Here is a 26,764-nt window from a genome sequence, read left to right as displayed (position 1 = left end):
CAGCCCGGCCCTCACTGCAAGCGGTTGCGCAACGCGGCAACCACGTTGAAGGTTTGATTGGCCACCCGATTGTTCGGGTCGGTGAGGGTCAGGCTCAGGCGCACACTGCGAATACGCGCCGGATCGCTGGGGTTGGCGCTGTAGGAGGAAGCCGCGACGTCGGTGGCGGACGCGGCCAGGCCGAAGGTCACATTAAAGGCACTGACGTTATTCACCAGGACCTGTTGGGTCGGGGTGCCGCTGCCGGTGCCCATGAGAATCTGGTTGTTGCTGAAGCTGTAGATCAAGCGGCGGATCGGAAAGGCGATCTGCCCGCTCGCCGCCGCCCGCAACCCGGTATAGGCCGTGGCGCTGTTGCGGCAATCGGAGAGCACCGTCCAGGTCGGTGTGCCGCCACTGCCGCCAACATCGGCGGTGACCAGGGTCAGCTTGAGGTTGCTGTTGTCCCAGTTGATCGGCGTAACCTGCGCCGCGTAGAAATCCCCTGCCGAACTCGCGTCAGTAATTGTGCCCAGGCAGCCAAACATGCCGACCATGCGCAGTTCCTGGATCATCTTGCTCAGGACAAAACGCGCGTCTTCCTGCATCGCAGCGGCGGTGTTCTGGCTGACGTAAGTGTTTTTGGCCGCAAGGAACGTCTGCACCACCCCCAGTACGATGATCAGCCCAAGCGCCAGCGCGATGAGCATTTCGATCAGGCCGAACCCCCGCTGATCATGCTTCATGGCGTGGCCACCGGGTCGACCGTGGCGCGACTGGTCAGAACAAAGCTGCGTGTGGTGCCGGTGGCATTCGCGGCCCGCGAGTCATTCCAGTTGATGGTGATGGTGTACACCCGCTGATTGAGGGTGATCGTGCCCGTGGCGGTGGGCCCGCCGAAATTGACGATGTTGGTGGTGAAGTCGTAAAGATCCTGATCGCGGGCCACACCGAGATTGCCCGAGGTCGGCGGCGTCACCGTGTAGTCGGCGGCAGCGTTGGCGCGGATGCGGTCCATCATGTCGTAGGCGATAAAACTGGCCTGACTGGTCATTCGTGAACTGTCAGTGTATTTCAGCGCATTGAGCTGCACGGCGGCTGCGCCCAATATCCCGACCGTCAGAATCAGCAACGCGACCAGCACTTCGATCAGCGACATGCCCTCCTGTGCCTGTGTGCTCCCTGCCCTCATCCGCAACTTCCACCCGATTGAATTCGTCCGTTCAGACACACGTTCAGCGTCCTGCTTTGCGTTCCCAGCACGTAACTGATGACCACCGCTGTCGACGGCGCCGCCAGGCCACCCAGATTATTGAAATCCAGTGCGGACACTCCTGAGGGTAGCGTCAGAGTCGCGCCGCTGCTCATCGCTGGAACAACCCGCAATACATTGGCCGCAGTGCCAGTACCATCGTAGACCGACAATTCGCCGGTCCACACGCTGCCGCCGGCGCTCGGGCGCAAGCGTGTGGTCACGCCGCGATCAATCGCCTCCAGCCGCGCAAAGTTGATGGCACGCTGCAGGTCGCCCATTTCCGTATCGGCCTTGCTGCTCTGGATCGAGCGGGTGAAACCCGGCACCGCCAGGGTGATGAGGATCACCAATACGGCGACCGCAGCCAACAACTCGGGCAGCGTGAAACCTTTTGTACGATGATCCATCGATGCCCTCCGTTGCCGTCGGCTATACCTGCTTCTACAAACTAGAACATTCGACCGGCCTGCGTCGGTTGATTTGCCCTGCCCGGTAAAAAGGATCGTGCCGGGCTTCATGCTCCACGGAGGGAGTCGTCATGCCGCAACAGGGTTTCAGCCTGATCGAATTGCTTATGGGACTGGCGATTGGCGCAATTGTTCTGTCACTGGTCAGTCCGGCGTTCGCCGCCTTCACCGAGGCGACTCATCGCGAGCAGGCAGCACGGTCGCTGCTCGAGGGCATTCGCAACGCCCGCACCCTGGCCATCACCCGCAATCAGAGTGTGGTAATCCATGGCATCGGTGGCGACTGGAGTCAGGGCTGGCGGATCATCCTGGATCTCAACGGCAAGGGGCCGCAGGACAGCAGCAATCCGCTGCTGGTGGAACAGGCGAGTGACGGACGAATACCGATCGTCGGCAATTGGGCGGTCAGTCGTTTTGTGCGTTTCAGCAGTCTGGGACAACCGCTGATGCCCGGGCGGGCGTTTCAGGCGGGGACGCTACATATCTGCTCGGCACGCGAGCCGGTCAGCCAGCTCCAGGTGGTGCTGGCGGCAACCGGTCGGGTGCGCCTGACCAGCGCAAAGGCTGAGCAGGCGCTGTGCCTGAAGACGAAGAACGTCAGATCGAGCGGACGCGCAGCTCTTTCGGCATCGAGAAGGTGATGTTCTCTTCGCGGCCGGCCAGCTCATCGGCCCCCGTCGCGCCCCAGGCCTGCAACTGCTGGATAACGCCGCGAACCAACACTTCCGGCGCGGAGGCTCCGGCGGTGATGCCGATGCGCTCAACGCCATCGAACCAGCTTTTCTGCAGGTCTTCGGCGCCGTCGATCAGGTAGGCCGGCGTGGCCATGCGTTCGGCCAGTTCACGCAGGCGATTGGAGTTGGAGCTGTTCGGGCTGCCCACCACCAATACCACGTCACATTCGTCAGCCAGTTGCTTGACCGCGTCCTGACGGTTTTGCGTGGCGTAGCAGATGTCGTCCTTGCGCGGACCACCGATGGCCGGGAAACGTGTGCGCAAGGCATCGATCACGCGACTGGTGTCGTCCATCGACAGGGTGGTCTGGGTCACGAACGCCAGTTTTTCCGGGTTACGCACCTGCAGTTCGGCCACGTCTTTTTCGTCTTCGACGAGGTAGATCGCGCCGCCATTGCTGGCGTCGTATTGGCCCATTGTGCCTTCGACTTCCGGGTGGCCGGCGTGACCGATCAGGATGCATTCACGACCGTCGCGGCTGTATTTGGCGACTTCGATGTGCACCTTGGTCACCAGCGGGCATGTGGCGTCGAATACCTTCAGGCCACGGCCGGCTGCTACATTGCGCACGGCCTGGGAAACACCGTGGGCACTGAAGATCACGATGACGTCGTCCGGCACTTGATCCAGTTCTTCGACGAAGATCGCGCCACGGTTGCGCAGGTCTTCGACGACGAACTTGTTGTGCACCACTTCATGACGCACATAGATCGGCGGCCCGAAGACTTCCAGGGCGCGGTTGACGATTTCGATCGCCCGGTCCACGCCGGCGCAGAAGCCACGGGGGTTGGCGAGTTTGATTTGCATGCTGTGCCTCGTGTCTTGCGCGCAAGAAATAGCGAAAACGGTTGAAAACATTGTGGGAGCGAGCCTGTTGTGGCGAGGGGATTTATCCCCGATCGATTGCGAAGCAATCGTCAAAACAGTCAACGCTTTCCGGCTCTGGATCGCGGTGATCGGATTCGGGGGCGCTTCGCACCCCATCGGGGATAAATCCCCTCACCACAAAAGCCCACTCCCACAGTGGTTCTGCTCTGTACTCAGATCGCTTTGACGTTGATGATCTCGACGTCAAAGGTCAGCGTCTTGCCGGCCAGCGGATGGTTGAAGTCGATGGTCACTTGCGCGTCATCGAACGCTTTCACCACACCCGGCAGCTCAGTATTGGCCGCATCATTGAAGATCACCAGCAGACCCGGCGACAGTTCCATGTCGGCAAACTGCGAGCGCGGGATGATCTGTACGTTTTGCGGGTTCGGCTGGCCGAAGGCGTTTTCCGGCTCGACGGTCAGCGTACGCTTGTCGCCGGCCTTGAAGCCGAACAATGCCGCTTCGAAACCCGGCAGCAGGTTGCCGTCGCCGACCTTGAAGGTCGCCGGGGCTTTGTCGAATGTGCTGTCGACCGTGTCGCCGTTCTCCAGGCGCAATGCAAAGTGCAAAGTGACTTCCGTGTTCTGGCCGATGCGTTGCTCAGCCAATACCTGTTCAGTCATGAACGGCTTCTCCGGTTTTCTTACTTTTGAACATGTCCAGTGCCAGCATCACCGCACCGACGGTGATGGCGCTGTCGGCGAAGTTGAACGCCGGGAAGTACCAGCGGTTTTGCCAGTGCACCAGAATGAAGTCGATCACATGGCCCAGGGCAATGCGGTCATACAGATTGCCCAGCGCGCCACCCAGCACCAGCGCCAAGGCGACGGCCAGCCAGGTATCGTTGCGGCCCAGACGCTTGAGCCAGACCACCAGCACCGCACTGACCACGATCGCGATCAAGGCGAACAGCCAGCGCTGCCAGCCGGAGCTGTCAGCCAGGAAGCTGAACGCCGCGCCGGTGTTGTAGGCCAGGGTCCAGCTGAAGTAATCGGGAATGATCACGATCTGCTGGAACATTTCGAGCTTGCCTTCGAAGTAGAACTTGCTGGCCTGGTCGATGACCAGAACCAGCAAGCTCAACCAGAGCCAGCCCAACCGTCCGAAACGGCCAACGGCGTTAGGCATAGTGACGAACCTCGCCGGCGCCGCTGATGTTGTCGACGCAACGACCGCAGATTTCCGGATGCTCCGGGTTCACGCCGACGTCTTCGCGGCAGTGCCAGCAACGGGCGCATTTCGGGAAGGCCGATTTGACGATCTTCAGTTTCAGGCCGCTGACTTCGGTGGCTACCGCGTCCTCAGGAGCCTGAACGAAAGGTGCCACGCTGGCAGTCGAGGTGATCAGGACAAAGCGCAGTTCGTTGCTCAGCTTCGCCAGGTCGGCGCTCAGCGCGTCTTCGGCGAACAGCGTTACTTCGGCTTGCAGGTTGCCACCGACGGCTTTGGCCGCACGCTGGATTTCCATCTCTTTGTTGACCGCTACCTTCACTTCCATGATGCGATCCCAGTACGCGCGACCCAGCTCGAAGCCTTCCGGCAGTTCGGTCAGACCTTCGTACCAGGTGTTGAGCATCACCGATTCATTGCGCTCGCCCGGCAGGTATTGCCACAGCTCATCGGCGGTGAACGCGAGGATCGGCGCGATCCAGCGCACCAGCGCTTCGGAGATGTGGAACAGCGCAGTCTGGCACGAGCGGCGTGCCTTGCTGTCGGCGCCGGTGGTGTACTGGCGGTCCTTGATGATGTCGAGGTAGAAACCACCCAGCTCCTGCACGCAGAAGTTGTGGATCTTCGAGTAAACGTTCCAGAAACGGTATTCGCCGTAGTGCTCTTGCAATTCGCGTTGCAGCAGCAGCGTGCGATCCACCGCCCAGCGATCCAGCGCCAGCATGTCTTCTGCCGGCAGCAGGTCGGTGGCCGGGTTGAAACCGGTCAGGTTGGAAAGCAGGAAGCGCGCGGTGTTACGGATACGGCGATAGGCGTCCGCGCTGCGTTGCAGGATCTGCTCGGACACGGCCATTTCGCCGGAGTAGTCGGTCGACGCGACCCACAGACGCATGATGTCGGCGCCCAGAGTGTCGTTGACTTTCTGCGGCGCGATCACGTTGCCCAGCGATTTGGACATCTTGCGCCCGGACTCGTCCACGGTGAAACCGTGGGTCAGCAGTTCGCGGTACGGCGCGTGGTTGTCGATGGCGCAACCGGTCAGCAGCGACGAGTGGAACCAGCCGCGGTGCTGGTCGGAACCTTCCAGGTACAGGTCGGCGCGTGGACCGGTCTCGTGGCCCATCGGGTGTGAGCCGCGCAATACGTGCCAGTGAGTGGTGCCCGAGTCGAACCAGACGTCGAGGGTGTCGCTGATCTTGTCGTATTGCGGGGCTTCATCGCCCAGCAGTTCGGCAGCGTCGAGTTTGAACCAGGCTTCGATGCCTTCGACTTCGACGCGCTTGGCGACTTCTTCCATCAGTTCGACGGTGCGTGGGTGCAGCTCGCCGCTTTCCTTGTTCAGGAAGAACGGGATCGGCACGCCCCAGTTGCGCTGACGGGAGATGCACCAGTCCGGACGATTGGCGATCATCGAGTGCAGGCGCGCCTGGCCCCAGGCCGGAACGAACTTGGTGTCTTCGATGGCTTTGAGCGAGCGTGCGCGCAAGGTGTCGCCGCTGACTGGTTCTTTGTCCATGCCGATGAACCACTGCGCGGTGGCGCGGTAGATCAGCGGGGTCTTGTGACGCCAGCAGTGCATGTAGCTGTGTTCGATGACGGTGGTGTGCATCAGCGCACCGACTTCGGTCAGCTTGTCGACGATGGCCGGGTTGGCCTTCCAGATGAACTGGCCGCCGAAGAATTCCAGCGACGGCACGTACACGCCGTTGCTTTGTACCGGATTGAGGATGTCATCGTTGATCATGCCGTACTTCTTGCAGGTCACGAAGTCGTCCACACCGTAGGCCGGGGCGGAGTGAACCACACCGGTGCCGGCACCCAGTTCGACGTAGTCGGCCAGGTACACCGGCGACAGGCGGTCGTAGAACGGGTGACGGAAGTTGATCAGTTCCAGCTCTTTACCGGTGGTGGTCGCGATGACCGAGCCTTCAACGCCGTAACGCGACAAGCAGGACTCAACCAGCTCTTCAGCCAGGACCAGCAGCTTGTCGCCGATATCAACCAGCGCGTAGTTGAATTCCGGGTGAACGTTCAGTGCCTGGTTGGCCGGGATGGTCCACGGGGTGGTGGTCCAGATCACGATCGAAGCGGGTTTGCTCAGCGATGGAAGACCGAACGCGGCGGCCAGTTTGGCTTCGTCGGCGATCGGGAAGGCCACGTCGATGGTCGAGGACTTCTTGTTCTCGTACTCGACTTCGGCTTCGGCCAGGGCCGAACCGCAATCGAAGCACCAGTTCACCGGCTTGAGGCCCTTGAACACGAAACCGCCCTTGACGATTTCGGCGAGGGCGCGGATTTCACCGGCCTCGTTCTTGAAGTCCATGGTTTTGTACGGGTTGGCGAAGTCGCCGAGCACGCCGAGGCGGATGAACTCGGTCTTCTGCCCTTCGATCTGCTCGGTGGCGTAGGCACGGCACAGCTCGCGGGTCTTGTCCGCGCCCAGGTTCTTGCCGTGGGTCACTTCAACCTTGTGCTCGATCGGCAGGCCATGGCAGTCCCAACCCGGAACATACGGCGCGTCGAAACCCGACAGGGTTTTCGAGCGGATGATCATGTCCTTGAGAATCTTGTTCAGTGCGTGACCGATGTGGATCGTGCCGTTGGCGTACGGAGGGCCGTCGTGCAGGACGAACTTCGGACGATCCTTGCCAATCTCGCGCAACTTTCCGTACAGGCCAATACTGTCCCAGCGCTGCAGAATCTGCGGTTCGCGCTGTGGCAGGCCGGCCTTCATTGGGAAGGCGGTGTCCGGAAGGTTTAGCGTGGCTTTATAGTCGGTCATTTAAGGCTCTTCATTAGCGATGGGCGCTAGGTGCGGCTAGTGCACGGGCGGCGGCGACATCCGCGTTGATCGCCGTTTTCAGTGCCTCCAGGGAGGCGAAACGCTGCTCTTCACGCAGCTTTTGGTGGAAAACCACCGTCAGACGCCGGTCATACAGATCGCCGGCAAAATCCAGTAGATGAACTTCAAGGTGGGCTTTGCCATCACCTTGGACCGTGGGCCGCACGCCGATATTGGCGACGCCGGGCCAGGTCTTGCCGTCGATGTCCACATCCACCAGATACACCCCGGTGAACGGTACGCGACGACGCTTGAGTTGAATGTTGGCAGTGGGCGTACCCAGTTGCCGGGCCAGTTTCTGGCCGTGCAGCACGCGACCGGCGATCCGGTACGGGCGGCCGAGCAAGCGTTCGGCCAAGGCAAAATCGGCGGCGGCCAACGCATTGCGCACCTGGGTGCTGCTGACGCGAATGCCGTCCAGCTCGACGGTTTGCGCGGCTTCCACGGTAAAACCGTGAACCTGACCGGCCTGCAGCAGAAAATCGAAATCGCCGAGGCGGTCGCAACCAAAGCGGAAATCGTCGCCGACTTCCAGATGCTGCACGCCGAGGCCGTCCACCAGGATGGTATCGACGAACTCACTGGCGCTGAGCTTGCTCAGGCGCTGATTGAAAGCCAGGCACAACACCCGGTCGACGCCTTCGGCGGCCAGCAGCTGCAATTTGTCGCGCAAGCGGGCCAGACGTGCCGGCGCGGTCTCCGGGGCAAAGAACTCCCGGGGCTGCGGCTCGAAAATCACCACGCAGCTGGGTACGCCCAACTCAAGCGCACGCTCACGCAGGCGGGCCAGGATAGCCTGGTGACCACGGTGAACACCGTCAAAGTTGCCAATAGTGGCGACGCAGCCCCGATGCTGGGGGCGCAAGTTGTGGAGGCCTCGAACCAGCTGCATAACGCGCTTCTTGCTCATAAAGTGGTCGATTATAACCACACCCGACGGTCGACGACAGGCAACACCGTAACGCAAAGTGCTCGAGCCGACAAAACTGCCGGCCCATGCCCGTATTTAATGGCTGAAACCTCAGCTCAAGGCCTTGCGATTGAAGTCGCGCAGACGGAAACCGAGCAGCAGCAACATACCGAAATACGCCACCACACCGGCAACCACCAGCGCCCCCAGACGCAGGAAGCGCTCCAGCATGTGCCCCTGATCCCAGGCCGGCATGAAATGCATGCCCAGCAGCAGCACTGCCGACATCACCGCCACCGCTACCACCAGCTTGAAACCGAACATGTACCAGCCCGGTTGCGGCTGATACATCTTTTGCTTGCGCAGTTGATAGAACAGCAAACCGGCATTGAGGCAGGCTCCGGCACTGATCGCCAGCGCCAGACCGGCGTGAGCCAGCGGGCCGATCAACACCAGATTGAACAACTGCGTGCACACCAGCGTGAAGATTGCGATTTTCACCGGGGTGCGGATGTTCTGTTGCGCATAAAAGCCCGGCGCCAGCACTTTGATCACGATAATTCCGAGCAGACCGACAGAATAGGCAATCAGCGCACGCTGGGTCATGGACGCATCAAACGCGCTGAATTGCCCGTACTGGAACAGGGAAACGGTCAGCGGTTCGGCGAGAATCCCCAGCGCCAATGCACACGGCAGCACCAGCACAAAGCACAGGCGCAGGCCCCAGTCGAGGATCCGCGAATACTCGTGGCGATCCTTGCTCGCATAGGTCTTGGCTAATGTCGGCAGCAGAATCGTGCCCAGCGCCACACCGAGCACGCCGGACGGCAGCTCCATCAAACGGTCAGCGTAATACATCCACGACACCGACCCGGCCACCAGGAACGAAGCGAAAATGGTGTTGATGATCAGCGAAATCTGACTCACCGAGACGCCAATAATCGCCGGCAACATCTGCTTCATCACTCGCCAGACACCGGTATCACGCAGGTTCAGGCGTGGCAGCACCAGCATGCCGATCTTTTTCAGGTGCGGCAGTTGATAGAGCAACTGCGCCAGACCACCGACCAGCACCGCCCAGCCCAACGCCATGACCGGCGGGTTGAAATACGGCGTCAGGAACAGCGAAAACACGATCATGCTGACGTTAAGCAGGGTCGGCACGAAGGCCGGCACCGAAAAACGGTTCCAGGTATTGAGAATCGCCCCAGCCAGCGAGGACAGGGAGATCAGCAATATATAAGGGAACGTCACCCGCAACAGATCAGAAGTGAGCTGGAATTTTTCCGGCGTGTCGGTAAAACCCGGAGCCGTGGCCCAGATCACCCACGGCGCAGCGATCATCCCCAGCGCGGTAACCAGCGCCAGCACCAGGGTCAGCAAACCGGAAACGTAAGCGATAAAGGTGCGAGTCGCCTCTTCGCCCTTCTGGCTTTTGTATTCGGCCAGAATCGGCACGAAGGCCTGCGAGAACGCCCCCTCGGCGAAGATTCGTCGCAGCAGGTTGGGCAATTTGAAGGCAATGAAAAAGGCGTCCGTCGCCATTCCGGCGCCGAAGGTGCGAGCGATGAGCGTGTCACGGACGAACCCCAGAATCCGGGAAAGCATCGTGATAGAGCTGACAGCGGCCAACGATTTGAGCAGATTCATTGAGGAAATTAGTGCCTGTCGATAAACAGCAGGCGAACAATGCGCCTACTTGTGCGATACTCCGCGCCGCAACAGCACAGAGCCAAAGCTCGCGAGTTTACAGGTCAAGCGCCGGAAATAAATATCCCGCCTCTTTATACCTACCACTTAGCGGAACGTTTCAAGCGCCCTTGACAAGACTTCTCTTCATCGGCATGATTCGCGGCCTATTTTGTTTGCTATTTCCTAAAAAGTCTTTCGAGGAGCTCGACGGTGGCCAACTCACCTTCCGCCAAAAAACGTGCAAAACAGGCTGAGAAGCGTCGCAGCCACAACGCCAGCCTGCGTTCCATGGTTCGTACCTACATCAAGAATGTAGTTAAAGCCATCGACGCAAAAGACGCTGAAAAAGCTCAAGCTGCATACGTTCTGGCTGTGCCAGTTATCGACCGCATGGCCGATAAAGGCATCATCCACAAGAACAAGGCTGCTCGTCATAAGAGCCGTCTGAATGGCCACGTCAAAGCACTGAAAGAAGCTGCTTAATCGACGTAGTCATTAAAAAACCGACCCTAGGGTCGGTTTTTTATTGCCTGCGATTTGATAAACGCAGAGCAAAAAAATGCAGGAGCGAGCAAGCTCACCCCTGCAATTGGTTTTGCGCTGTTACTGCTGGACCGGCACCCACGGCACGATCGGGATCGCGGTCACCGCATTCTGCGGACTCCCTTCGATCACGCGATCGCTGTAGACCAGATACACCAGCGTATTGCGCTTCTTGTCGAGGAAACGCACCACCTGCATGGTCTTGAACACCAGCGACGTGCGCTCCTTGAACACCTCGTCGCCGTCTTTCAACTCACCCTTGAACTTGATCGGGCCCACCTGGCGACAGGCAATCGACGCTTCAGCGCGATCCTCGGCCAGACCGAGGCCACCCTTCACCCCACCCGTTTTGGCGCGAGACAGGTAGCAGGTCACGCCGTCGACTTTCGGATCATCGAAAGCCTCGACTACGATTCGGTCATTCGGGCCGACGAACTTGAACACCGTCGACACCTGACCGATTTCCTCGGCCGAGGCCAGCAATGGCAACGCCATCAGCAGACCCAACAATCCTTTTGCCATGCGCATGCGTAATTTCCCTTAGACCAGAATCAGGTTGTCACGGTGAACCAGTTCCGGCTCAGCCATGTAGCCCAGCACGCCGACAATTGCATCCGACGACTGACCAATGATTTTTTGCGCCTCAAGCGCACTGTAGTTGGCCAGGCCACGGGCGATCTCACGACCATCAGGTGCCACGCAGACCACCATTTCGCCCCGGCGAAAACTGCCCTGGACCAGTTTCACACCGACCGGCAACAGACTCTTGTGGCCCTGGGACAATGCCGACACCGCACCTTCGTCCAGCACCAGCGTGCCGCGAGTCTGCAGATGCCCCGCCAGCCATTGCTTGCGCGCCGCCAGCATGCCGCGCTCAGGCGACAGCAGCGTGCCGATGCGCTCACCCGCCTTCAAACGATCAAGCACTCGCTCCAGACGCCCACCGACGATGATGGTGTGCGCCCCGGAACGCGCCGCCAGACGCGCCGCACGCAGCTTGGTCTGCATGCCGCCACGCCCCAGCGCACCGCCGGTGCCGCCCGCCACCGCATCCAGAGTCGGATCATCGGCACGCGCCTCATAAATCAGTTGCGCATCGGGGTTATTGCGCGGATCAGCATCGAACATGCCATCGCGATCGGTGAGGATCACCAGCAGATCAGCCTCGACCAGGTTGGCCACCAGCGCTGCCAGCGTGTCGTTGTCGCCGAAACGGATTTCGTCAGTGACCACCGTGTCGTTTTCGTTGATCACCGGGATGACTTTCAGCTCGACCAGTGCACGCAGGGTGCTGCGGGCGTTCAGGTAGCGCTTGCGGTCGGACAGGTCATCGTGAGTCAGGAGAATCTGCGCGGTGTGCCGACCGTGCTCGGCAAAGCTCGATTCCCAGGCCTGCACCAAGCCCATCTGACCGATTGCCGCGGCAGCCTGGAGCTCGTGCATCGCACTGGGTCGTGCGGTCCATCCCAGACGGCTCATGCCGGCAGCCACAGCACCGGAAGACACCAGCACCAGCTCGACACCCGCCTCATGCAAGGCCACCATCTGCTCGACCCAGACACTCATTGCCGCGCGATCCAGCCCTTTGCCATCAGCCGTCAGCAAAGCGCTGCCGATCTTCACGACCCAACGCTGCGCACCTGTCACCTTGCTCCGCATCATCTTCAACCTTAGCTTGAGGGCAGCGCGACCCAGCGCCGCCCATGTCGTTATTTGTGACTTGCGATTTCCAGATACTAAAACGCCGCTCGATTGAGCGGCGCTTAAGTTTACTGCAACGAATCAGTCGCGCACGTAAATGATTTCCGGACCGTCTTCATCATCCACATCTTCTTCGTCCCAGTCATCGTCGCCGATGTCATGGACCGACTTCACACCGCTGCGACGCAGGGCACGCTTGTCGTCCAGCGCCTGCAATTGAGCACGAGCTTCGTCTTCGATGCGCTGATCGAGATCGGCCAGTTCTTCCTTGTACGCCGGGTCGTTAGCCAGACGATCGGCACGATCTTCCAGGTAACGCATGATGTCGCGCGTCAGACGCTCGGTGCCTTCTTTGGCGATGGCCGAAATCACGTAGACCGGACCTTCCCACTGCAGACGATCGACGATTTCCTTGACGCGCTCTTCGTGCTCTTCTTCAAGGATCTGGTCGCATTTGTTCAGCACCAGCCAACGATCACGCTCAGCCAGCGAAGGACTGAATTTGACCAGCTCATTGACGATCACTTCAGCCGCGTCTGGTGCACTGCTGTCATCCAGCGGCGCCATGTCGACAAGGTGCAGCAACAGACGCGTACGCGCCAGGTGCTTGAGGAAGCGAATGCCCAGACCGGCACCGTCGGAAGCGCCTTCGATCAGACCCGGAATGTCGGCGATGACGAAGCTTTTCCAGCGGTCTACGCTGACCACACCCAGGTTCGGCACCAGCGTGGTGAACGGGTAGTCGGCGACTTTCGGCTTGGCCGCCGACACCGAACGGATAAAGGTACTTTTACCGGCGTTCGGCAAGCCCAGCAGACCAACGTCGGCCAGCACTTTCATTTCCAGTTTCAGGTCGCGCTGCTCACCCGGTTTGCCCGGCGTAGTCTGGCGCGGCGCACGGTTGGTACTGGATTTGAAACGCGTATTGCCCAGACCGTGCCAACCGCCCTGCACTACCATCAGTTTCTGGCCAGCCTTGGTCAGGTCGCCAATCACTTCCTGGGTGGCCGAGTCGATCACGGTGGTACCGACCGGCACGCGCAGGATCAGGTCTTCACCCTTCTTGCCGGTGCAATCGGTGCTGCCGCCGTTGGAGCCACGCTCGGCATCGAAGTGCCGGGTGTAACGGTAGTCGACCAGGGTGTTGAGGTTTTCGTCGGCCATCATGTAGATGGAACCGCCGTCACCGCCGTCACCACCGTTCGGGCCGCCGTTCTCAATGAATTTTTCCCGACGGAAACTCATGCAGCCATTGCCGCCGTCGCCAGCTTTTACGCGGATCGATACTTCGTCTACAAACTTCATAACTCAACGCCTCTCGCCATACGGACGAGCCGAAAAACAATCAAGACATAAGACTCTTGCAAAAATGAGCGCAGCGACCCCAAACCACGACCTGCATCGCACGCCGACAGCCCATACAAACAGTTTTGCAAGAGACTCACCCCACAAACGAAAAAGCCCCGTCGCAAGACAGGGCTCTTCCAGCGATCTCGCGATTAAGCCGCGACAACGCTCACGTAACGACGACCGAAGGCGCCTTTTACTTCAAACTTGATCACGCCTTCGATTTTCGCGAACAGGGTGTGATCTTTACCCATGCCAACGCCGTAGCCAGCGTGGAATTGGGTGCCGCGCTGACGCACGATGATGTTGCCGGCCTTGATGACCTGGCCGCCATACATCTTCACGCCAAGGCGTTTGGCTTCTGAGTCGCGACCGTTACGGGTACTACCACCAGCTTTTTTGTGTGCCATGAGTTCAATTCTCCTAGTGAGGAATTAGGCTGTAATTAAGCCTGAATACCGGTGATTTTGATCTCGGTGAACCACTGGCGGTGGCCCATACGCTTCATGTGGTGCTTACGGCGACGGAACTTGATGATGCGGACTTTATCGTGACGACCTTGGGAGATCACTTCAGCCTTGACGGTTGCGCCAGCAACAACAGGTGCGCCGATGTTCACGTCGTCGCCATTGGCGACCAGCAGAACGCGGTCAAAAGTCACGGACTCGCCAGTAGCGACTTCCAGTTTTTCGATCTTCAGGTATTCACCTTCAGCGACCTTGTATTGCTTACCGCCGGTAACGATTACTGCGTACATGGTATTTCTCCGATAATCCTGCTCACCCAGCTCTTTATAAGAAGAGGTATTGGCTGGCATGGCTGCATGGGGCTGGAACGGCCCAAGTGCAATTGCGTAAGGCAGGTGCTGCCCAGGAAGTTCAGGGTGCGCGATTGTACGCAAGCATCGAGAGTCACGCAAGAGGCCGTCCATCGCGCCTTGACAGGCCCCGGTGGGGGTCCTAGCATGCCGCGCAACCCTTCTGGAGCAACTGTCGCTGATGCAACCCCAAGCTTTCTACCGCGCGGTGGCGGACGATTTTAGCGCCGTCGACGGCATCATCAAGAAGCAGCTGACTTCCCGAGTGCCGCTGGTATCGAAAATCGGCGATTACATCACCTCGGCCGGCGGCAAACGCCTGCGTCCTTTATTGGTGCTGCTGTGCGGCAAGGCCCTGGGTCGCGAAGGCGACGACCTGCGCCTGCTGGCCGCCACCATCGAATTCCTGCACACCGCGACCCTGCTGCATGACGACGTGGTCGACATGTCCGGCATGCGCCGTGGCCGCTCGACCGCCAACGCCATGTGGGGCAACGCTCCGAGCGTGCTGGTCGGCGATTTCCTGTACTCGCGCTCGTTCGAAATGATGGTCGAACTGGGCTCGATGCCGGTGATGAAGATCCTGTCCCAGGCCACGCGCATCATCGCCGAAGGCGAAGTGCTGCAACTGTCCAAGGTGCGCGACGCCAGCACCACCGAAGAAACCTACATGGAGGTCATCCGCGGCAAGACCGCGATGCTCTTCGAAGCCTCGACCCACAGCGCTGCCGCACTGGCCGGTGCCTCCGCCGAGCAGAGCGAAGCCCTGCGCACCTTCGGCGATCACCTCGGCGTGGCGTTCCAACTGGTCGACGACTTGCTGGACTACAAGGGCGACGCCGAGACCCTGGGCAAGAACGTCGGTGACGATCTGGCCGAAGGCAAGCCAACCCTGCCGCTGATCTTTACCATGCGCGAAGGCACGCCGGAACAGGCTGCCCTGGTACGCCAGGCGATCCAGAAAGGCGGAATCGAAGACCTCGAAAGCATCCGCATCGCCGTGGAAGCCTCGGGTTCGCTGGAGTACACCGCGCAACTGGCCCGTGACTACGTGGCCCGTGCGATCAAGTGCCTCGACGCGCTGCCGGCCAGCGAATACCGCGATGCACTGGTAGAACTGAGCGAGTTTGCGGTCGCCCGCACGCACTGATATCGCTGAAGCAAGATCAAAAGATCGCAGCCTGCGGCAGCTCCTGCACAATCATCTGTAGGAGCTGCCGAAGGCTGCGATCTTCTGCTTTTGGCTCCATCAAAGGCTAAAACCTTATACAATGTGCGACTTTTAGCGATCCACATCCCAAGGAGCCTTAGTGAGCACGTTGCCACCCTGCCCGAAATGCAATTCCGAATACACCTACGAAGACGGTGCCCAACTGATCTGCCCTGAGTGCGCCCACGAGTGGTCGGCCAACGGCGAAACCGAAGTGGCGTCCGATGATGCCGTGAAGAAAGATTCGGTCGGCAACGTCCTGCAGGACGGCGACACCATCACCGTGATCAAGGACCTGAAGGTCAAGGGCACCTCGCTGGTGGTCAAGGTCGGCACCAAGGTCAAGAACATCCGCCTGTGCGATGGCGACCACGACATCGACTGCAAGATCGACGGCATCGGCCCGATGAAACTCAAGTCCGAGTTTGTCAGAAAGGTCTGATCCTGCTGTCAGCCATCCCACGCCCGGCGTGGGATGGAGCTCCGCCCTCTCCCGCTTTGCTCCCGCATGCTCGCGTAATAGCCAGACGCCAGCCGTTTTGACCTTACGCAATCTTTACCCGGAAAAAATCGCATTGCGCCAATAGGCACTTGCTATTTGACGAATAAGAATTATTCTCATTGAAACCTTTCAAGGAGATGAGACCCATGACTTATTTGATCGATGCCTGGCTGGATCGCCCACACCCGTACCTCAGGATCCTGCATCGGGAAACCGGGGAAGTCTGTGCGGTTCTGGAAGAAGAAGCCCTGCATGAGCTGCAGGATCAGGGCGATCTGGACGTCAGCAGCCTGAATTCCAGCGAGCCGCTGGTGCTCAAGGAGCTGGTGCGTAATCTGTTCCTGTTCTGCTATGCCCGGGCCTTGCGCCCGACCCATGAGCTGCATCACAAGATCGAAATATGAAAAGCAACCCAAAACCTGTGGGAGCGAGCTTGCTCGCGAAGGCAGCAACGCGATTGCAGATTTGAACCGGATCGCCTGCATTCGCGAGCAAGCTCGCTCCCACAAAGGTTTTACAGAACGTCCAGCAGCTCGACGTCGAACACCAGAACGCTGTGCGGCGGGATGCTGCCAACGCCTTGAGCGCCGTAAGCCAGTTCGCTCGGCACGTACAGGCGCCATTTGCTGCCGGCGTTCATCAGTTGCAGGGCTTCGGTCCAGCCGGCGATCACGCCGCCCACCGGAAATTCTGCTGGCTGGCCACGATCGTAGGAACTGTCGAACACAGTGCCGTCGATCAGCGTGCCGTGGTAGTGAGTACGCACGGTGTCTTCACGGGATGGCTTGGCGCCTTCACCTTGAGTCAGCACTTCGAATTGCAGACCGGAAGCCAGAGTAGTGATGCCTTCTTTCTTGGCGTTTTCAGCCAGGAACGCACGGCCTTCACCGGCAGCCGCTTCAGCTTTGGCGGCGGCTTCGGCTTGCATGATCTCGCGGATCACCTTGAAGCTGGCGGACATGGCTTCCTGATCGACACGGCTTGGCTTGCCGGCGAATGCGTCGGTCAGACCGGCCAGGATGGCGTCCAGGCTGACACCCGGTGGCGGGTTGTCGCGCAGCTGGTCACCCAGCTGACGGCCGATGCCGTAGCTGACGCGGGTTTCGTCGGTGGACAGATTTACTTCGGACATGACACTGCTCCGCTGTGCGGACGGCCATCAGACTTGCCGTGCGTGCACAGCGCGTCCCGGCGCGCCCGGAACCAAAAGGGCGAGCAGACTAGCACAGATGCCCGGCGATGGGGCGCAACGCCTACAGGGCCGAGCGCCAGGCCAGCGGCACTTTCAGGCTTTCCTCGTCACTGACGCCCAGGCCGCACATTTCGTCGTGCACCGAGGTATGGACGAGGTTGAACGGCAGCACCGGAAAGTTATGCAGCAAATCCCGCGCGTGCTCCACCGAACGCAGCTGCAGCATCTCGCCCTTGAGATCACTCAGCGGATACGCCGCCCCGTGCATCCGCGCTTCGAGCAGATAAATCCCGCCCTCCATGGAGATCAGGTTCAGCTCATCGACCTTTCTGGCGATGGCAAACGCATTCAACTCTTGCAGGTTCATAAACGCACCTCGTGCGATGGCGAGCCAGGACCCTTACAGGGATATGCCCGCGCGCACCAAAGCACAAGCCACAAACGACACCGCCCGTCTGTTTCGCAACAGACGGGCGGTGTTTTTGCAGCGATCAAACAATGATCAGTGCTTGGTGAGCTTGTCCAGGTAACCCATCGCGAACGCCGAAATCACGAAGGTCATGTGGATGATCACGTACCACATCAGGTGCTCGGGATCGACGTTCTTGGCGTCCATGAAGATCCGCAGCAGGTGGATCGAGGAAATCGCCACGATCGACGCCGCCACTTTCATCTTCAGCGACGAGGAGTCCATGGTGCCCAGCCAACTGAGCTTCTCTTTGCCTTCATCGATGTTCAGCTCGGACACGAAGTTCTCGTAGCCGGAAATCATCACCATCACCAGCAAGCCGCCTACCAGCGCCATGTCGATCAGCGAAAGCAGTACCAGGATCAGATCCGATTCGGCCATGGAAAACACGTTGGGAATGACATGAAACACTTCCTGGAAGAATTTCAATGCCAGCGCCAGCAGCCCGAGGGACAGCCCGATATAGATCGGCGCCAGCAGCCAGCGCGTGGCGTACATTGCATTTTCGATAAAGCGTTCCATTGACTCTCACACAATAAGGATTGAAATCGGCGGCGAGTATACCAGCCGACCGTGACAGCCAGAAACGGCCCGGCCCGCACCTCCAATCAGCGCAACCTGCGTGTGTGTATGATTTTTTTTCTGCTACTGTCCAAACCATTGACCGCCTAGCGAAAGTGGACAGGACGACTGGAAATGGATGTGCGATTGCCGTTGAAAACCGCCGGGATTTGCCTCGCTCTGCTGCTGGGCGGCTGCTCTCCCGGCGAAGAGAAAAAACCCTCGGTCAGCCTCGACGCGAAGACGGCAACCTTCGAACATTCACTGGACGCCATCACCGATCCGAAGCTCAAGGATGCCGTGACCGAACTCGGCGGTTCGCTGCTGTTGCTCGAACGCGCGCAACTCAAGCTCGACAGCACACCCCTGAAAACCGTCTACGGCGAAGACACGCTCGGCATCCTCAAGCACTACCCTTCGCCGCAGGCGCTGGTCGATACTTTCATCAACGGGCTGTTCGTGCTGCACAAGGACGCCAGCTCCGACTACCTCACCGACCTGCAGCCAGTGTTCCCGTTCAACCTGAACATTCCCGGCGGTTTTCTGTTTCCGCATGGCGTGGAATGGCAGTCGGTGACCCTGAGCAACAAGCGCGTGATCACCTATCAGCCGGAATGGTCGGAAACCGATCCCGGCATTCAGTTGAGCCCGTCCAGTTCCAATGTCAACAACCCCGATGACCTGACCGTGACCTACCCTTTCATCGAGGGGCTGGACGTCGACAAGAAGACACAACCGCAGCCAGTGAGCCTGCAGGGCAACGTCGAAGTCATCACGCCGCGCCGCCTGTTCAGCTTCAACCTGAGTCAGAAGGATGTCGGCCAGACCCGCACCGATGACAACCTCAGCGTCACCCTGCTGAAGCTTGCAAAAAACTACGCCGAAGTCGAATTCAGCAACAGCCTGCCATTGGCCCCCGAGGTCGAGGGGGCGCAGCTCAATCCGTTGATCGTTCAGGCCCGCGACACCACCGGGCAATACCTGGTGCGCGCCGGCTCAATCAATGAGAGCCCGGCACAAGTCGCCTTCTACGAGAAACAACTGGCGCATCTGCAACAGCAGAAAACCTGGAGCGAGGCGCTGGAAAAACAGCTTGAGGACGAACAGCAGGCCTTCACACAGCAGCATCCGCGCCGCTATAACAAGGTCTACTTCAACGGCCCCGTCGATACCCTAGAGGTCAGCGTGCTCGATTTTTCATCGGCGACCGTGACCCGCAAGGCACTGGATTTGCCGGTGCGCACTTTCAGTCAGCACACCACGGAAAAGACCATCCAGCCGCTGGACCCGGACGTAGTGGTCTATGACGATCTGGCGCCGAACTGGCTCAAGGGCGCGAGCCTGACCGAGGAAGCGTTGAAGGCCGGCATCCGCATCCATCAGTCCGTGGAGGATCCGAGCGCCGCGCGCATCGAGTTCTCCCACCGGCGTACCTTCAATGATGAATTGCTCGGCGATGATTTCAGCCCGGGAGAAAGCCCGGTGACGTTCTTCACCGAGAAACGCAGCGGCAAACTCGACGAGCCGATCGAACTGCCACCCGAGGCCTATCAGGTCGATCCGCTGCAAGCGACCATCACTTACGATTTGAACCTGTTCCCGGAAACCCCGGCAATTGCTGTGGGTTCGATGCCGCTGTTTCTGGCGAGCGTCGACAAGAAAACCTACGACGCCAAGGCCCTGCCCAAAGGCCTGGAGATCAAGAACAACACACTGGTGGTGGACCTGAAACGGTTCCCGGCCAACGCCTGGCGTTTCTTCGTCAAGGACGACAGCGGCAACTACCTGAAACAGATTCTCTCGGTCAGCCACGACGCGAGTGCGCAAGGCCCGGCGCTGTTCGGCGTGCATTACTTCTATGGCCGTCCAACGCACGTGGAGACCTATCAGCGAACTGAACTCAATACCGTGCAATACGGCTTTGAGGTCAAGCTCGACAAGGCGCCGGTGCCCGACACGGCGCGGTGATTGCGCCTAATGGTCGAACACACCGGCCGGACGTCCACGGCCACCGTTGATCTGGCGCAGCTGCGCCTGCAAGTGCAAGCTCCAGATCTGCGGATCATTGGCCAGCTCGTAGCCGTGCATCGTCAGGCTTTCCACAATGGTGTCGAGAATCGACTCGGCGGCGACCGGCCCGTGAAACGGGCCTTGGGCCTTGATGGCGGAGGGTTGTTCGCCGGCCATGCCGGCAGCGAAGAGCAAGGTCCACATACCGTTATCGCCGGCCAGAGGTTTGATGGCGCATTCGATACGGGTCACAAGACCCAGGCATTGACGGGTGAGGCAGAGGTTGCGCGACATGGCGGCGACCCTCGGTAAAACCTGTATTCAGCCTTCACGCGAAGGCTGTTTCGATCCAGTGATACTGTCGATGTCCTTGAGCTGAGAATAGAAGAAAAGTCCGCCGCGCAAGCCGGATAGAACCAGAAGGCGCCGAATGGTCATTGTGTGAATGTTGACGTCAGAGTAGTGGCACTTTTCCTGATGATCAGCGCAAAAATCAATCTGGAAAACAACTGTGGGAGCGAGCTTGCTCGCGAATGCGGATGTTCAGGCAACTAAATGTCGACTGGTATGCCGCCTTCGCGAGCAAGCTCGCTCCCACAGGATTTGCTCTAGACTTTTTAAGCTGGTTTGGCCTCGGCCAACGCCTCCTGCGCCAACTCCTTCTCGGCCTCTTTCAGATCCTCTTCACTGATCATCTCGGCAATCACCCGCAGACGCTCGACCACGCGCGCATTGACGCTGCCTTCAGGGAACTGACCGTCAGCATCCGGCTCACCGGCCGGCTCGCCGACCAACAGGCTCAGCGCCTCATCGGCCTGACGCACCGCGTACACGTGGAACTGCCCGGCGCGCACGGCCGCCAGCACCTTCTCGTCGAGCATCAGCGTGGCGACGTTGGCCTGCGGAATGATCGCGCCCTGCTCACCCGTCAGCCCACGTGCTTCGCAGAGACGGAAGAAGCCCTCGATTTTCTCGTTGACCCCGCCGACCGCCTGCACTTCACCGAACTGGTTGATGGAACCAGTGATCGCGAAGCACTGCTTGAGCGGGGTTTTCGACAGCGCCGAAATCAACGTGCAAGCCTCGCCCAGCGACGCACTGTCGCCATCGACGTAACCGTAGGATTGCTCGAGCGCAATGCTCGCGGAAATCGCCAGCGGGAATTCCTGGGCGTAACGGCTGCCCAGGTACCCGGTGAGGATCATCACGCCCTTGGAGTGGATCGGCTGACCGAGATTGACCTCGCGTTCGATGTCGACGATGCCGCTGCCGCCCGGGTACACCGTGGCGGAAATCCGCGCCGGTACACCGAACGCCGAATCGCCGACTTCCAGCACGGTCAGCCCGTTGCACTTGCCGACCGCGGCGCCGTCGGTGTCGATCAGGATGATCCCGGCGAGCATGTCGTCGAGAATCCGCGCCGATACGCGGCCAGTGCGAGTGGCTTTGGCTTTCAGCGCACGCTCAATGTGCCCGGCGTCGGTCATTTCATCACCGGCCAGATGACGAATGAAGTCCGCCTCGCTGACCAGTTGGAACAGGTCGCCGATACGCGCCGACAAACGCCCCTGATGTTCGGCCAGACGTGCGCTATAAGTCGCCAGACGCGCCACCGCATCGGCGGTCAGCGGCGCCATGCCTTCTTCCGAAGTGCGGGTTTTCAGCAACTGGGCGAACTGCTCGAGGCTTTCGTCGACCATCGGGATGTCTTCGTCGAAGTCGACCAACACGCGGAACATCTCCTGGAAGTCCGGATCCAGGTCCTGCAGCGTGTAATACAACTGCCGCGCACCGATGATCACCACTTTGACCTGCAACGGAATGTGCTGCGGATTCAGGGTCACGGTGGCGAAACGGCCCATCTCGCCCAGCGGCGATTCCATCTTCAGTTTGCGCGATTGCAGGGCGCGCTTGAGTGCGTCCCACACGAACGGCTCACTGAGCATTTTTTCCGCTTCAAGAATCAGGAAGCCGCCATTGGCGCGATGCAATGCGCCTGGGCGCAACTGGCGATAAGTGGTGTAAAGCGCACCCTGATCGGTGGTGTATTCAATGCGGCCGAACAGGTTTTCGTAGGTCGGATGCGGTTCGAACACCACCGGCGCACCGCCACTGTGCGGATGACCGACCACCAGGCTCGGCGCGTATTGCTCTTCCAGCAGCTTGCGCGCCACGGCATCGGTCTTGCTGTCGTCGACCAGTTGCTCGACCACGGTTTTCAGCAGATACACCTGCATCGCTTGCAGGTAACCGCAGACCGCGGCGTTCTCCGCGTACTTTTCCGACAGCGGCGACAGCAACGGCTGCAAGGCCAGGGTGATGGTTTCTTCGTTGAGCTGGCGCAACTGATTGTTCGACTCGCGCTTCCACTGCGGCAGGCTCGCAAGCTCTTCATTCAGCCGCTCTTCGAGACCGGAAATATCTTCGTGGAAACGCTCGCGCTCGGCTTCCGGCAATTGCGAAAACTCGGCTTCATCCAGCGCCTTGCCTTCGAGCATCGGGGTGAAGGCGATGTTGCTGCTGTCGCGGTACAGGGCGACGTCTTTTTCCAGGGCCAGACGTTCGATGACGTCCAGTGCCTTGTCGTAGCGCTGGTTGAATGCGCGGTCGATGGCGCTTTTTTTCTGCTGGTAGGACGGGTGTTCGAACACCGCCGGAAACGTCGCCAGCAGGTTGTCGATCAAGCCGTTGATGTCACCGATGAATGCGCTCGCCGTACCCGATGGCAGCTCCAGCGCGCGGGGTTCGCGCGGCTCATCGAAGTTGTTGACGTAGACCCAGTCCGCCGGGGTCTGCAGGCGTTTGCCTTCGGCCTTCAGGTAGCGTTTGACGAATGAGAAGCGACCGGTGCCCGGTTCGCCCATGACAAAGACGTTGTAACCGGGGCGTGGCATGGCCACACCGAACTGCAAGGCTTCGACCGCACGTTCCTGGCCAAGCACACCGCGAAAGGGCTCCAGATCATTGGTGGTAGTGAAGCTGAACTGTTCAGCGGAAAACGGACGGGTCAGCGCTTCGGGCGCTAGACGCAAGCTGGCAGCAACAGGATCAGGCATCGGGCTTCCTTAACAATCAGGCGGGGCAGATAGCGGCATTCTGGCGCTGCCCGTGCCCCACTGGCAAGGCGCGCCATGCGACAAAGCATAGACAAGCGCCGAGCCGCGCGGCCCGCCCCGTGAATCCGGGGATTTCAACGAATAATCAGCAAAAAATCACGGAACCACGGGAACGTGCCTAAACTCCAAACTGCGCGGCTGGAACTAATAACCGGCCCACTGGCTTCAAAAGGGTCTGTCTAGGCAGCACTTGGGGGGCCAGAACCCTGTCCATTGGTATGCACACAAAGAGAACAAAGCTATGAAACGGATTCTTCTCGGTACTCTCTTCACCGTTGTTTCCCTCAATGCCATGGCGCAAGCGCCAGGCGGTCCGGATTGCGGTTGGGGCAACATGCTGTTCGAAGGTCAGCGTGGCACCCCGGCACACTTCCTGGCATCCACCACCAACGGCACCTCCGGTAACGCTACGTTCGGTATGACTTCCGGCACCAACGGTTGCTCGACCAACGCGTCGCTGACCTACGGCGGTAAATCCTGGTTCGCCATGAATGGCATGATGAACGAGCTGTCCGAAGACATGGCAAAAGGCAACGGCGAAGCGCTGACGACTTACGCTGTGGTACTGGGCGTGGCGCCGGAAGACCGTGCGCATTTCGCCGCTGTCACTCACGAGCACTTCCAGCAAATCTTCAGCAAAGCTGACGTGACCGCCGAAGACGTGCATACCAACACCCTGGCTGTACTGAAATCAGACCCACGTCTGGCCAAGTACGCCACTCAGGCTTAAGCTCGACCCCACCCGCTTCTTTCGGGAAGCGGGTTTTGTTTTGAGTGCAATCACTCGAATGTGACGCTGAACCTGTGGTGAGGGGATTTATCCCCGATCGGCTGCGTAGCAGTCGTGAAACCATTCAATTGGGTGTATCTGATACACCGAGTTTTGCAGGTATGAGGGCCGCTTCGCAGCCCATCGGGGATAAATCCCCTCGCCACAGGGAGTGATCGCAGCCCGATCCGGTTTTTTTCTTTCGACTTAAGTTGCCACTTATGCTCAAACGCCTTGCCTGGCTGGCGCTCTGTGTCTGCGCCCCGCTGTCCGCCGCGCCTCACATCGACCCTCAACGTTTGCAGCAACTGGCCAACGACCGCTTCTGGATTTCCCTCGGTCATTACGAAACCGCCAAGCTCGGCGGCTGGCGCAGCTATGTCAGCGACAGGAAATTCTTTCTCGCGCCTGATGGCAACGAACACCCCGACCATGAGTTGGCCGCCACCGTGCAAGCGCTGTACGCCCCGGCCAGTCTCGGCGAGCAGCACGCGCAGTGCGTCTATCCGGCCCGCACCCGCTGGCTGAAAGCGCAGCTCAACCTGAGCGATCTGCCCGCCCCCGATTGCGCCGAATTCAAGAAATGGTTCAAGGACGTCTCGCCGCACAGCGCGGTGATGATCTTCCCGGCGGCCTACCTCAACAGCCCGTCGTCGATGTTCGGCCACACCCTACTGCGCATCGATCAGGCTGACGTGCAAAGCGACAAGACTTCGCTGCTCAGTTACGCGATCAACTTCGGTGCCTACATCGAAGGCTCCGACAACAGCATCCTCTACGCCTGGAAAGGCTTGATGGGCGGCTACCCGGGGCTGTTCGCGCTGGTGCCGTATCAGGAAAAACTCTCCGAGTACCGCAGCCTGGAAAACCGCGACCTGTGGGAATACCGGCTGAACCTGACGCAAGCAGAAACCGCACGCATGGTCGAACATGTGTGGGAACTGAAGCAGATCCAGTTCGACTATTTCTTCTTCGACGAAAACTGCTCCTATCGCCTGCTCGAATTGCTGCAGGTGGCGCGTCCAAGCCTGCGCCTGACCGAGCAATTCCCGCTGACTGCCATCCCTACCGACACGGTCAAAGCCGTGAAGGAAGCCGGACTGGTGGAAAGTATCGAATACCGCCCGTCCCGCGAACGTGAATTGCTCAGCCGCGCCCAGCCGTTGAGCAGTGATGAACAGCAATGGGTGCTGAACGTCAGCGCCGATCAGCAAGTGTTGCAAGACCCGACCTTCAAGGCTCTGCCCCGGGATCGACAGGCGCTGATCATCGATGCTGCGTATCGTCTTGAACGCTATCGCGCCAACGGTCAGGAACGTGATCCGCAACGCGCACAGCGCAGCTTCGAACTGCTGCGGGCGATCAACAAGAACCCGGCGCCGGAGCTGCAGATCCCCCAACCGGGCCTGCCCGAAGACGGCCACGAATCGCGCACCTGGCAGGCCGGCATCGGCACCCGGGGCGACCGTGCGTTCGGCGAGTACGGTTTGCGCATGGCCTATCACGACCTCAACGACAACGCCGAAAGCTTCCCCCTCGGCGCACAGATCGAAATCCTGCAAATGAAGTTGCGCCAGTACGAAGGTAACCAATGGCAATTCCAGCAACTGGATCTGGCGACCATTCGCTCGCTGACCCCGCGCAATGAGTTGCTGCAGCCGCTGTCGTGGCAAGTCACTGGCGGCCTTGAGCGCGTACCGGGCAAACACGATGACGAAAACCTGGTCAGCCACGTCAACGGCGGCGGTGGCGGCACCTGGCAACTGGGCGAAGACACGCTCGGTTTTGCCCTTGGCACGGTGCGCATCGAACACAACAATGACTTCGCCGAATTCGTCTCCCCGGCCGGCGGTTTCAATACCGGCGTGTTGTGGAAAAACCCGCTGGGCAATCTCAGCCTGGAAGCCAAGGGCGATTACTTCTTCAATGGTGAAGTGCGCCGTAGCCTGAGCCTGAACCAGCAGTGGGAATTGTCGCGCAACCTCGGTTTGCGCCTGAGTGCGCAGCGTGAGTTCAGTCATGTGGCGACGCCGGAAAACGAAGTGATGCTCGAAGTGAAGTGGTATCACTATTAAAAGATCGCAGCCTGCGGCAGCTCCTACAGTGGGAATGCATTTTTCCTGTAGGAGCTGCCGCAGGCTGCGATCTTTTGATCTTCCTTTCACACCCCATCAACGAATCCCCTTCTAGACTTTCCCTATCAGCCGAGAATCGGCGCAGGAGAGTGCAATGTGGCGGTGTGCGGGACTGTTGGGTGTTTTGCTGTTGCTCGGGGGTTGCCAGACCACCCATGAAGACTTGATCGCCAAAGGTTATCCACCGGCCTTCGCCGACGGTTTCGATGACGGTTGCGTCAGTGGCCGGCAAGCCGCCGGCTCGATCAGTGGCGAGTTTCGCAAGAACGTGCCGCGCTACCTCAAAGACAAGCAATACGCCGAAGGCTGGACCGACGGCTTTCGCCAGTGTCAGGCGATGCTCGAGAACAAGGATCGCGAAGAGTATCGCAACGAACACTGGGACGAGCGCGAGCGCGCCTGGCAGCAACAGAAGGATCAGGACGCCGGACGGGCCTATCGCTCGCAATAGGTCGTTTCCAGACATCCAGTG

Annotated in this window: 28 protein-coding genes; 9 read left to right on the top strand and 19 right to left on the bottom strand. The window is 59.7% G+C overall.

Going from position 1 to position 26,764, the window contains the following annotated elements; translation table 11 throughout:
* Nucleotides 1-11: 11 nt before the first annotated feature.
* The 3 genes from AB1J88_RS25055 to AB1J88_RS25045 are packed head-to-tail and all read right to left on the bottom strand — an operon-like array spanning nucleotide 12 to nucleotide 1,641.
* Complete coding sequence (locus AB1J88_RS25055; protein WP_041065317.1) at nucleotides 12-725, bottom strand: PilW family protein; 714 nt, start codon at nucleotides 723-725, stop codon at nucleotides 12-14.
* Nucleotides 722-1,171, bottom strand: coding sequence for a type IV pilus modification protein PilV (pilV, locus tag AB1J88_RS25050; protein WP_041065314.1), 450 nt, complete (start codon nucleotides 1,169-1,171; stop codon nucleotides 722-724). Before pilV ends, AB1J88_RS25055 begins: the two co-directional genes overlap by 4 nt.
* Nucleotides 1,168-1,641, bottom strand: coding sequence for a GspH/FimT family pseudopilin (locus AB1J88_RS25045; RefSeq protein WP_041065311.1), 474 nt, complete (start codon nucleotides 1,639-1,641; stop codon nucleotides 1,168-1,170). Before AB1J88_RS25045 ends, pilV begins: the two co-directional genes overlap by 4 nt.
* A 131-nt stretch (nucleotides 1,642-1,772) precedes the next feature.
* Here AB1J88_RS25045 and AB1J88_RS25040 point away from each other — a divergent pair, with 131 nt between their 5' ends.
* Nucleotides 1,773-2,342 carry a GspH/FimT family pseudopilin gene (locus AB1J88_RS25040; RefSeq protein ID WP_430292173.1) on the top strand — a complete coding sequence of 190 codons (570 nt, stop codon included), beginning with the start codon at nucleotides 1,773-1,775 and terminating at the stop codon, nucleotides 2,340-2,342.
* Here AB1J88_RS25040 and ispH read toward each other — a convergent pair.
* The 6 genes from ispH to murJ all read right to left on the bottom strand — a co-directional run bounded on the left by ispH (nucleotide 2,299) and on the right by murJ (nucleotide 9,878).
* Nucleotides 2,299-3,243 (bottom strand): 4-hydroxy-3-methylbut-2-enyl diphosphate reductase, encoded by a 945-nt coding sequence (ispH, locus tag AB1J88_RS25035; protein WP_222018294.1) that lies wholly within the window; start codon nucleotides 3,241-3,243, stop codon nucleotides 2,299-2,301. The two genes, AB1J88_RS25040 and ispH, sit on opposite strands and share 44 nt — an antisense overlap.
* Before the next feature lie 233 nt (nucleotides 3,244-3,476).
* A complete protein-coding gene (fkpB, locus tag AB1J88_RS25030; RefSeq protein WP_430292716.1) occupies nucleotides 3,477-3,914 on the bottom strand; it encodes an FKBP-type peptidyl-prolyl cis-trans isomerase in 438 nt (145 codons plus the stop codon).
* A gap of 7 nt (nucleotides 3,915-3,921) precedes the next feature.
* Nucleotides 3,922-4,434 carry a signal peptidase II gene (gene lspA / locus AB1J88_RS25025; RefSeq protein ID WP_041065299.1) on the bottom strand — a complete coding sequence of 171 codons (513 nt, stop codon included), beginning with the start codon at nucleotides 4,432-4,434 and terminating at the stop codon, nucleotides 3,922-3,924.
* On the bottom strand, nucleotides 4,427-7,258 hold the full coding sequence (gene ileS / locus AB1J88_RS25020) for an isoleucine--tRNA ligase (RefSeq protein WP_430292172.1): 2,832 nt from the start codon (nucleotides 7,256-7,258) through the stop codon (nucleotides 4,427-4,429). The genes lspA and ileS overlap by 8 nt, the downstream gene beginning before the upstream one ends.
* Before the next feature lie 13 nt (nucleotides 7,259-7,271).
* Complete coding sequence (ribF, locus tag AB1J88_RS25015; protein WP_003228347.1) at nucleotides 7,272-8,210, bottom strand: bifunctional riboflavin kinase/FAD synthetase; 939 nt, start codon at nucleotides 8,208-8,210, stop codon at nucleotides 7,272-7,274.
* 129 nt (nucleotides 8,211-8,339) lie between these two features.
* Complete coding sequence (gene murJ / locus AB1J88_RS25010) at nucleotides 8,340-9,878, bottom strand: murein biosynthesis integral membrane protein MurJ (protein WP_041065293.1); 1,539 nt, start codon at nucleotides 9,876-9,878, stop codon at nucleotides 8,340-8,342.
* 252 nt (nucleotides 9,879-10,130) lie between these two features.
* On the opposite strand from murJ, the gene rpsT reads away from it, so the two are divergent.
* Nucleotides 10,131-10,403: a 30S ribosomal protein S20 gene (rpsT, locus tag AB1J88_RS25005; RefSeq protein ID WP_003228351.1), complete on the top strand. Its 273-nt coding sequence runs from the start codon at nucleotides 10,131-10,133 to the stop codon at nucleotides 10,401-10,403.
* Nucleotides 10,404-10,523: 120 nt separating this feature from the next.
* Here rpsT and AB1J88_RS25000 read toward each other — a convergent pair whose 3' ends face one another.
* The 5 genes from AB1J88_RS25000 to rplU form a co-directional block, all read right to left on the bottom strand.
* Nucleotides 10,524-10,991, bottom strand: coding sequence for a CreA family protein (locus AB1J88_RS25000; RefSeq protein ID WP_003228353.1), 468 nt, complete (start codon nucleotides 10,989-10,991; stop codon nucleotides 10,524-10,526).
* A 12-nt stretch (nucleotides 10,992-11,003) separates the two neighbouring features.
* Nucleotides 11,004-12,122, bottom strand: coding sequence for a glutamate 5-kinase (gene proB / locus AB1J88_RS24995; RefSeq protein ID WP_041065290.1), 1,119 nt, complete (start codon nucleotides 12,120-12,122; stop codon nucleotides 11,004-11,006).
* A 123-nt stretch (nucleotides 12,123-12,245) separates the two neighbouring features.
* A complete protein-coding gene (gene cgtA, locus AB1J88_RS24990; RefSeq protein ID WP_041065287.1) occupies nucleotides 12,246-13,469 on the bottom strand; it encodes an Obg family GTPase CgtA in 1,224 nt (407 codons plus the stop codon).
* Nucleotides 13,470-13,663: 194 nt separating this feature from the next.
* On the bottom strand, nucleotides 13,664-13,921 hold the full coding sequence (gene rpmA / locus AB1J88_RS24985) for a 50S ribosomal protein L27 (protein ID WP_003228360.1): 258 nt from the start codon (nucleotides 13,919-13,921) through the stop codon (nucleotides 13,664-13,666).
* Nucleotides 13,922-13,956: 35 nt separating this feature from the next.
* Nucleotides 13,957-14,268, bottom strand: a complete 312-nt coding sequence (gene rplU, locus AB1J88_RS24980) for a 50S ribosomal protein L21 (protein WP_003228361.1) — start codon at nucleotides 14,266-14,268, stop codon at nucleotides 13,957-13,959.
* A 241-nt stretch (nucleotides 14,269-14,509) separates the two neighbouring features.
* Here rplU and AB1J88_RS24975 point away from each other — a divergent pair, with 241 nt between their 5' ends.
* The 3 genes from AB1J88_RS24975 to AB1J88_RS24965 all read left to right on the top strand — a co-directional run bounded on the left by AB1J88_RS24975 (nucleotide 14,510) and on the right by AB1J88_RS24965 (nucleotide 16,444).
* The gene (locus AB1J88_RS24975) at nucleotides 14,510-15,478 is read left to right on the top strand and encodes a polyprenyl synthetase family protein (RefSeq protein ID WP_041065282.1); all 969 of its coding nucleotides are present in this window, start codon (nucleotides 14,510-14,512) and stop codon (nucleotides 15,476-15,478) included.
* Nucleotides 15,479-15,638: 160 nt separating this feature from the next.
* A complete protein-coding gene (locus AB1J88_RS24970) occupies nucleotides 15,639-15,980 on the top strand; it encodes a zinc ribbon domain-containing protein YjdM (protein ID WP_041065279.1) in 342 nt (113 codons plus the stop codon).
* A gap of 206 nt (nucleotides 15,981-16,186) precedes the next feature.
* Entirely contained in the window at nucleotides 16,187-16,444 is a 258-nt protein-coding gene (locus AB1J88_RS24965; RefSeq protein WP_008078558.1) for a PA4570 family protein, read from the top strand.
* 110 nt (nucleotides 16,445-16,554) lie between these two features.
* On the opposite strand, the gene AB1J88_RS24960 is transcribed toward AB1J88_RS24965, so the two are convergent.
* The 3 genes from AB1J88_RS24960 to AB1J88_RS24950 form a co-directional block, all read right to left on the bottom strand.
* Complete coding sequence (locus AB1J88_RS24960) at nucleotides 16,555-17,172, bottom strand: FKBP-type peptidyl-prolyl cis-trans isomerase (protein ID WP_198758327.1); 618 nt, start codon at nucleotides 17,170-17,172, stop codon at nucleotides 16,555-16,557.
* A gap of 121 nt (nucleotides 17,173-17,293) precedes the next feature.
* On the bottom strand, nucleotides 17,294-17,599 hold the full coding sequence (locus AB1J88_RS24955; RefSeq protein ID WP_096795239.1) for a DUF6482 family protein: 306 nt from the start codon (nucleotides 17,597-17,599) through the stop codon (nucleotides 17,294-17,296).
* Nucleotides 17,600-17,734: 135 nt separating this feature from the next.
* Entirely contained in the window at nucleotides 17,735-18,223 is a 489-nt protein-coding gene (locus AB1J88_RS24950) for a TIGR00645 family protein (RefSeq protein ID WP_007963798.1), read from the bottom strand.
* A 174-nt stretch (nucleotides 18,224-18,397) separates the two neighbouring features.
* On the opposite strand from AB1J88_RS24950, the gene AB1J88_RS24945 reads away from it, so the two are divergent.
* On the top strand, nucleotides 18,398-20,230 hold the full coding sequence (locus tag AB1J88_RS24945) for a hypothetical protein (RefSeq protein ID WP_430292171.1): 1,833 nt from the start codon (nucleotides 18,398-18,400) through the stop codon (nucleotides 20,228-20,230).
* Between the two features lie 6 nt (nucleotides 20,231-20,236).
* On the opposite strand, the gene AB1J88_RS24940 is transcribed toward AB1J88_RS24945, so the two are convergent.
* Nucleotides 20,237-20,566: a hypothetical protein gene (locus AB1J88_RS24940; protein ID WP_041065267.1), complete on the bottom strand. Its 330-nt coding sequence runs from the start codon at nucleotides 20,564-20,566 to the stop codon at nucleotides 20,237-20,239.
* 323 nt (nucleotides 20,567-20,889) lie between these two features.
* A complete protein-coding gene (locus AB1J88_RS24935; protein WP_041065264.1) occupies nucleotides 20,890-23,328 on the bottom strand; it encodes a Lon protease family protein in 2,439 nt (812 codons plus the stop codon).
* A 301-nt stretch (nucleotides 23,329-23,629) separates the two neighbouring features.
* Between AB1J88_RS24935 and AB1J88_RS24930 the strand changes: the two genes are divergently transcribed.
* The 3 genes from AB1J88_RS24930 (at nucleotide 23,630) to AB1J88_RS24920 (ending at nucleotide 26,743) form a co-directional block, all read left to right on the top strand.
* Complete coding sequence (locus AB1J88_RS24930; RefSeq protein WP_041065261.1) at nucleotides 23,630-24,118, top strand: DUF3015 domain-containing protein; 489 nt, start codon at nucleotides 23,630-23,632, stop codon at nucleotides 24,116-24,118.
* 260 nt (nucleotides 24,119-24,378) lie between these two features.
* Nucleotides 24,379-26,232 (top strand): DUF4105 domain-containing protein, encoded by a 1,854-nt coding sequence (locus AB1J88_RS24925; protein ID WP_430292170.1) that lies wholly within the window; start codon nucleotides 24,379-24,381, stop codon nucleotides 26,230-26,232.
* A 154-nt stretch (nucleotides 26,233-26,386) separates the two neighbouring features.
* Entirely contained in the window at nucleotides 26,387-26,743 is a 357-nt protein-coding gene (locus tag AB1J88_RS24920) for a hypothetical protein (RefSeq protein WP_007963787.1), read from the top strand.
* The last annotated feature ends 21 nt before the right edge of the window (nucleotides 26,744-26,764 follow it).

This window comes from Pseudomonas sp. S8, assembly GCF_050473925.1.
Taxonomy (GTDB): Bacteria; Pseudomonadota; Gammaproteobacteria; order Pseudomonadales; family Pseudomonadaceae; genus Aquipseudomonas; species Aquipseudomonas parakoreensis.
The sequence above is the reverse complement of the archived record's forward strand: the minus strand, read 5'-3'. Positions and strand labels throughout refer to the sequence as shown.

Bases quoted from the DNA above. Each gene is read 5' to 3' on its own strand.
- AB1J88_RS25055 (WP_041065317.1), bottom strand. From the start codon at position 725: ATGAAGCATGATCAGCGGGGGTTCGGCCTGATCGAAATGCTCATCGCG.
- pilV (WP_041065314.1), bottom strand. From the start codon at position 1,171: ATGAGGGCAGGGAGCACACAGGCACAGGAGGGCATGTCGCTGATCGAA.
- AB1J88_RS25045 (WP_041065311.1), bottom strand. From the start codon at position 1,641: ATGGATCATCGTACAAAAGGTTTCACGCTGCCCGAGTTGTTGGCTGCG.
- AB1J88_RS25040 (WP_430292173.1), top strand. From the start codon at position 1,773: ATGCCGCAACAGGGTTTCAGCCTGATCGAATTGCTTATGGGACTGGCG.
- ispH (WP_222018294.1), bottom strand. From the start codon at position 3,243: ATGCAAATCAAACTCGCCAACCCCCGTGGCTTCTGCGCCGGCGTGGAC.
- lspA (WP_041065299.1), bottom strand. From the start codon at position 4,434: ATGCCTAACGCCGTTGGCCGTTTCGGACGGTTGGGCTGGCTCTGGTTG.
- ileS (WP_430292172.1), bottom strand. From the start codon at position 7,258: ATGACCGACTATAAAGCCACGCTAAACCTTCCGGACACCGCCTTCCCA.
- ribF (WP_003228347.1), bottom strand. From the start codon at position 8,210: ATGCAGCTGGTTCGAGGCCTCCACAACTTGCGCCCCCAGCATCGGGGC.
- murJ (WP_041065293.1), bottom strand. From the start codon at position 9,878: ATGAATCTGCTCAAATCGTTGGCCGCTGTCAGCTCTATCACGATGCTT.
- AB1J88_RS25000 (WP_003228353.1), bottom strand. From the start codon at position 10,991: ATGCGCATGGCAAAAGGATTGTTGGGTCTGCTGATGGCGTTGCCATTG.
- proB (WP_041065290.1), bottom strand. From the start codon at position 12,122: ATGCGGAGCAAGGTGACAGGTGCGCAGCGTTGGGTCGTGAAGATCGGC.
- cgtA (WP_041065287.1), bottom strand. From the start codon at position 13,469: ATGAAGTTTGTAGACGAAGTATCGATCCGCGTAAAAGCTGGCGACGGC.
- rpmA (WP_003228360.1), bottom strand. From the start codon at position 13,921: ATGGCACACAAAAAAGCTGGTGGTAGTACCCGTAACGGTCGCGACTCA.
- rplU (WP_003228361.1), bottom strand. From the start codon at position 14,268: ATGTACGCAGTAATCGTTACCGGCGGTAAGCAATACAAGGTCGCTGAA.
- AB1J88_RS24975 (WP_041065282.1), top strand. From the start codon at position 14,510: ATGCAACCCCAAGCTTTCTACCGCGCGGTGGCGGACGATTTTAGCGCC.
- AB1J88_RS24965 (WP_008078558.1), top strand. From the start codon at position 16,187: ATGACTTATTTGATCGATGCCTGGCTGGATCGCCCACACCCGTACCTC.
- AB1J88_RS24960 (WP_198758327.1), bottom strand. From the start codon at position 17,172: ATGTCCGAAGTAAATCTGTCCACCGACGAAACCCGCGTCAGCTACGGC.
- AB1J88_RS24955 (WP_096795239.1), bottom strand. From the start codon at position 17,599: ATGAACCTGCAAGAGTTGAATGCGTTTGCCATCGCCAGAAAGGTCGAT.
- AB1J88_RS24950 (WP_007963798.1), bottom strand. From the start codon at position 18,223: ATGGAACGCTTTATCGAAAATGCAATGTACGCCACGCGCTGGCTGCTG.
- AB1J88_RS24945 (WP_430292171.1), top strand. From the start codon at position 18,398: ATGGATGTGCGATTGCCGTTGAAAACCGCCGGGATTTGCCTCGCTCTG.
- AB1J88_RS24940 (WP_041065267.1), bottom strand. From the start codon at position 20,566: ATGTCGCGCAACCTCTGCCTCACCCGTCAATGCCTGGGTCTTGTGACC.
- AB1J88_RS24935 (WP_041065264.1), bottom strand. From the start codon at position 23,328: ATGCCTGATCCTGTTGCTGCCAGCTTGCGTCTAGCGCCCGAAGCGCTG.
- AB1J88_RS24930 (WP_041065261.1), top strand. From the start codon at position 23,630: ATGAAACGGATTCTTCTCGGTACTCTCTTCACCGTTGTTTCCCTCAAT.
- AB1J88_RS24925 (WP_430292170.1), top strand. From the start codon at position 24,379: ATGCTCAAACGCCTTGCCTGGCTGGCGCTCTGTGTCTGCGCCCCGCTG.
- AB1J88_RS24920 (WP_007963787.1), top strand. From the start codon at position 26,387: ATGTGGCGGTGTGCGGGACTGTTGGGTGTTTTGCTGTTGCTCGGGGGT.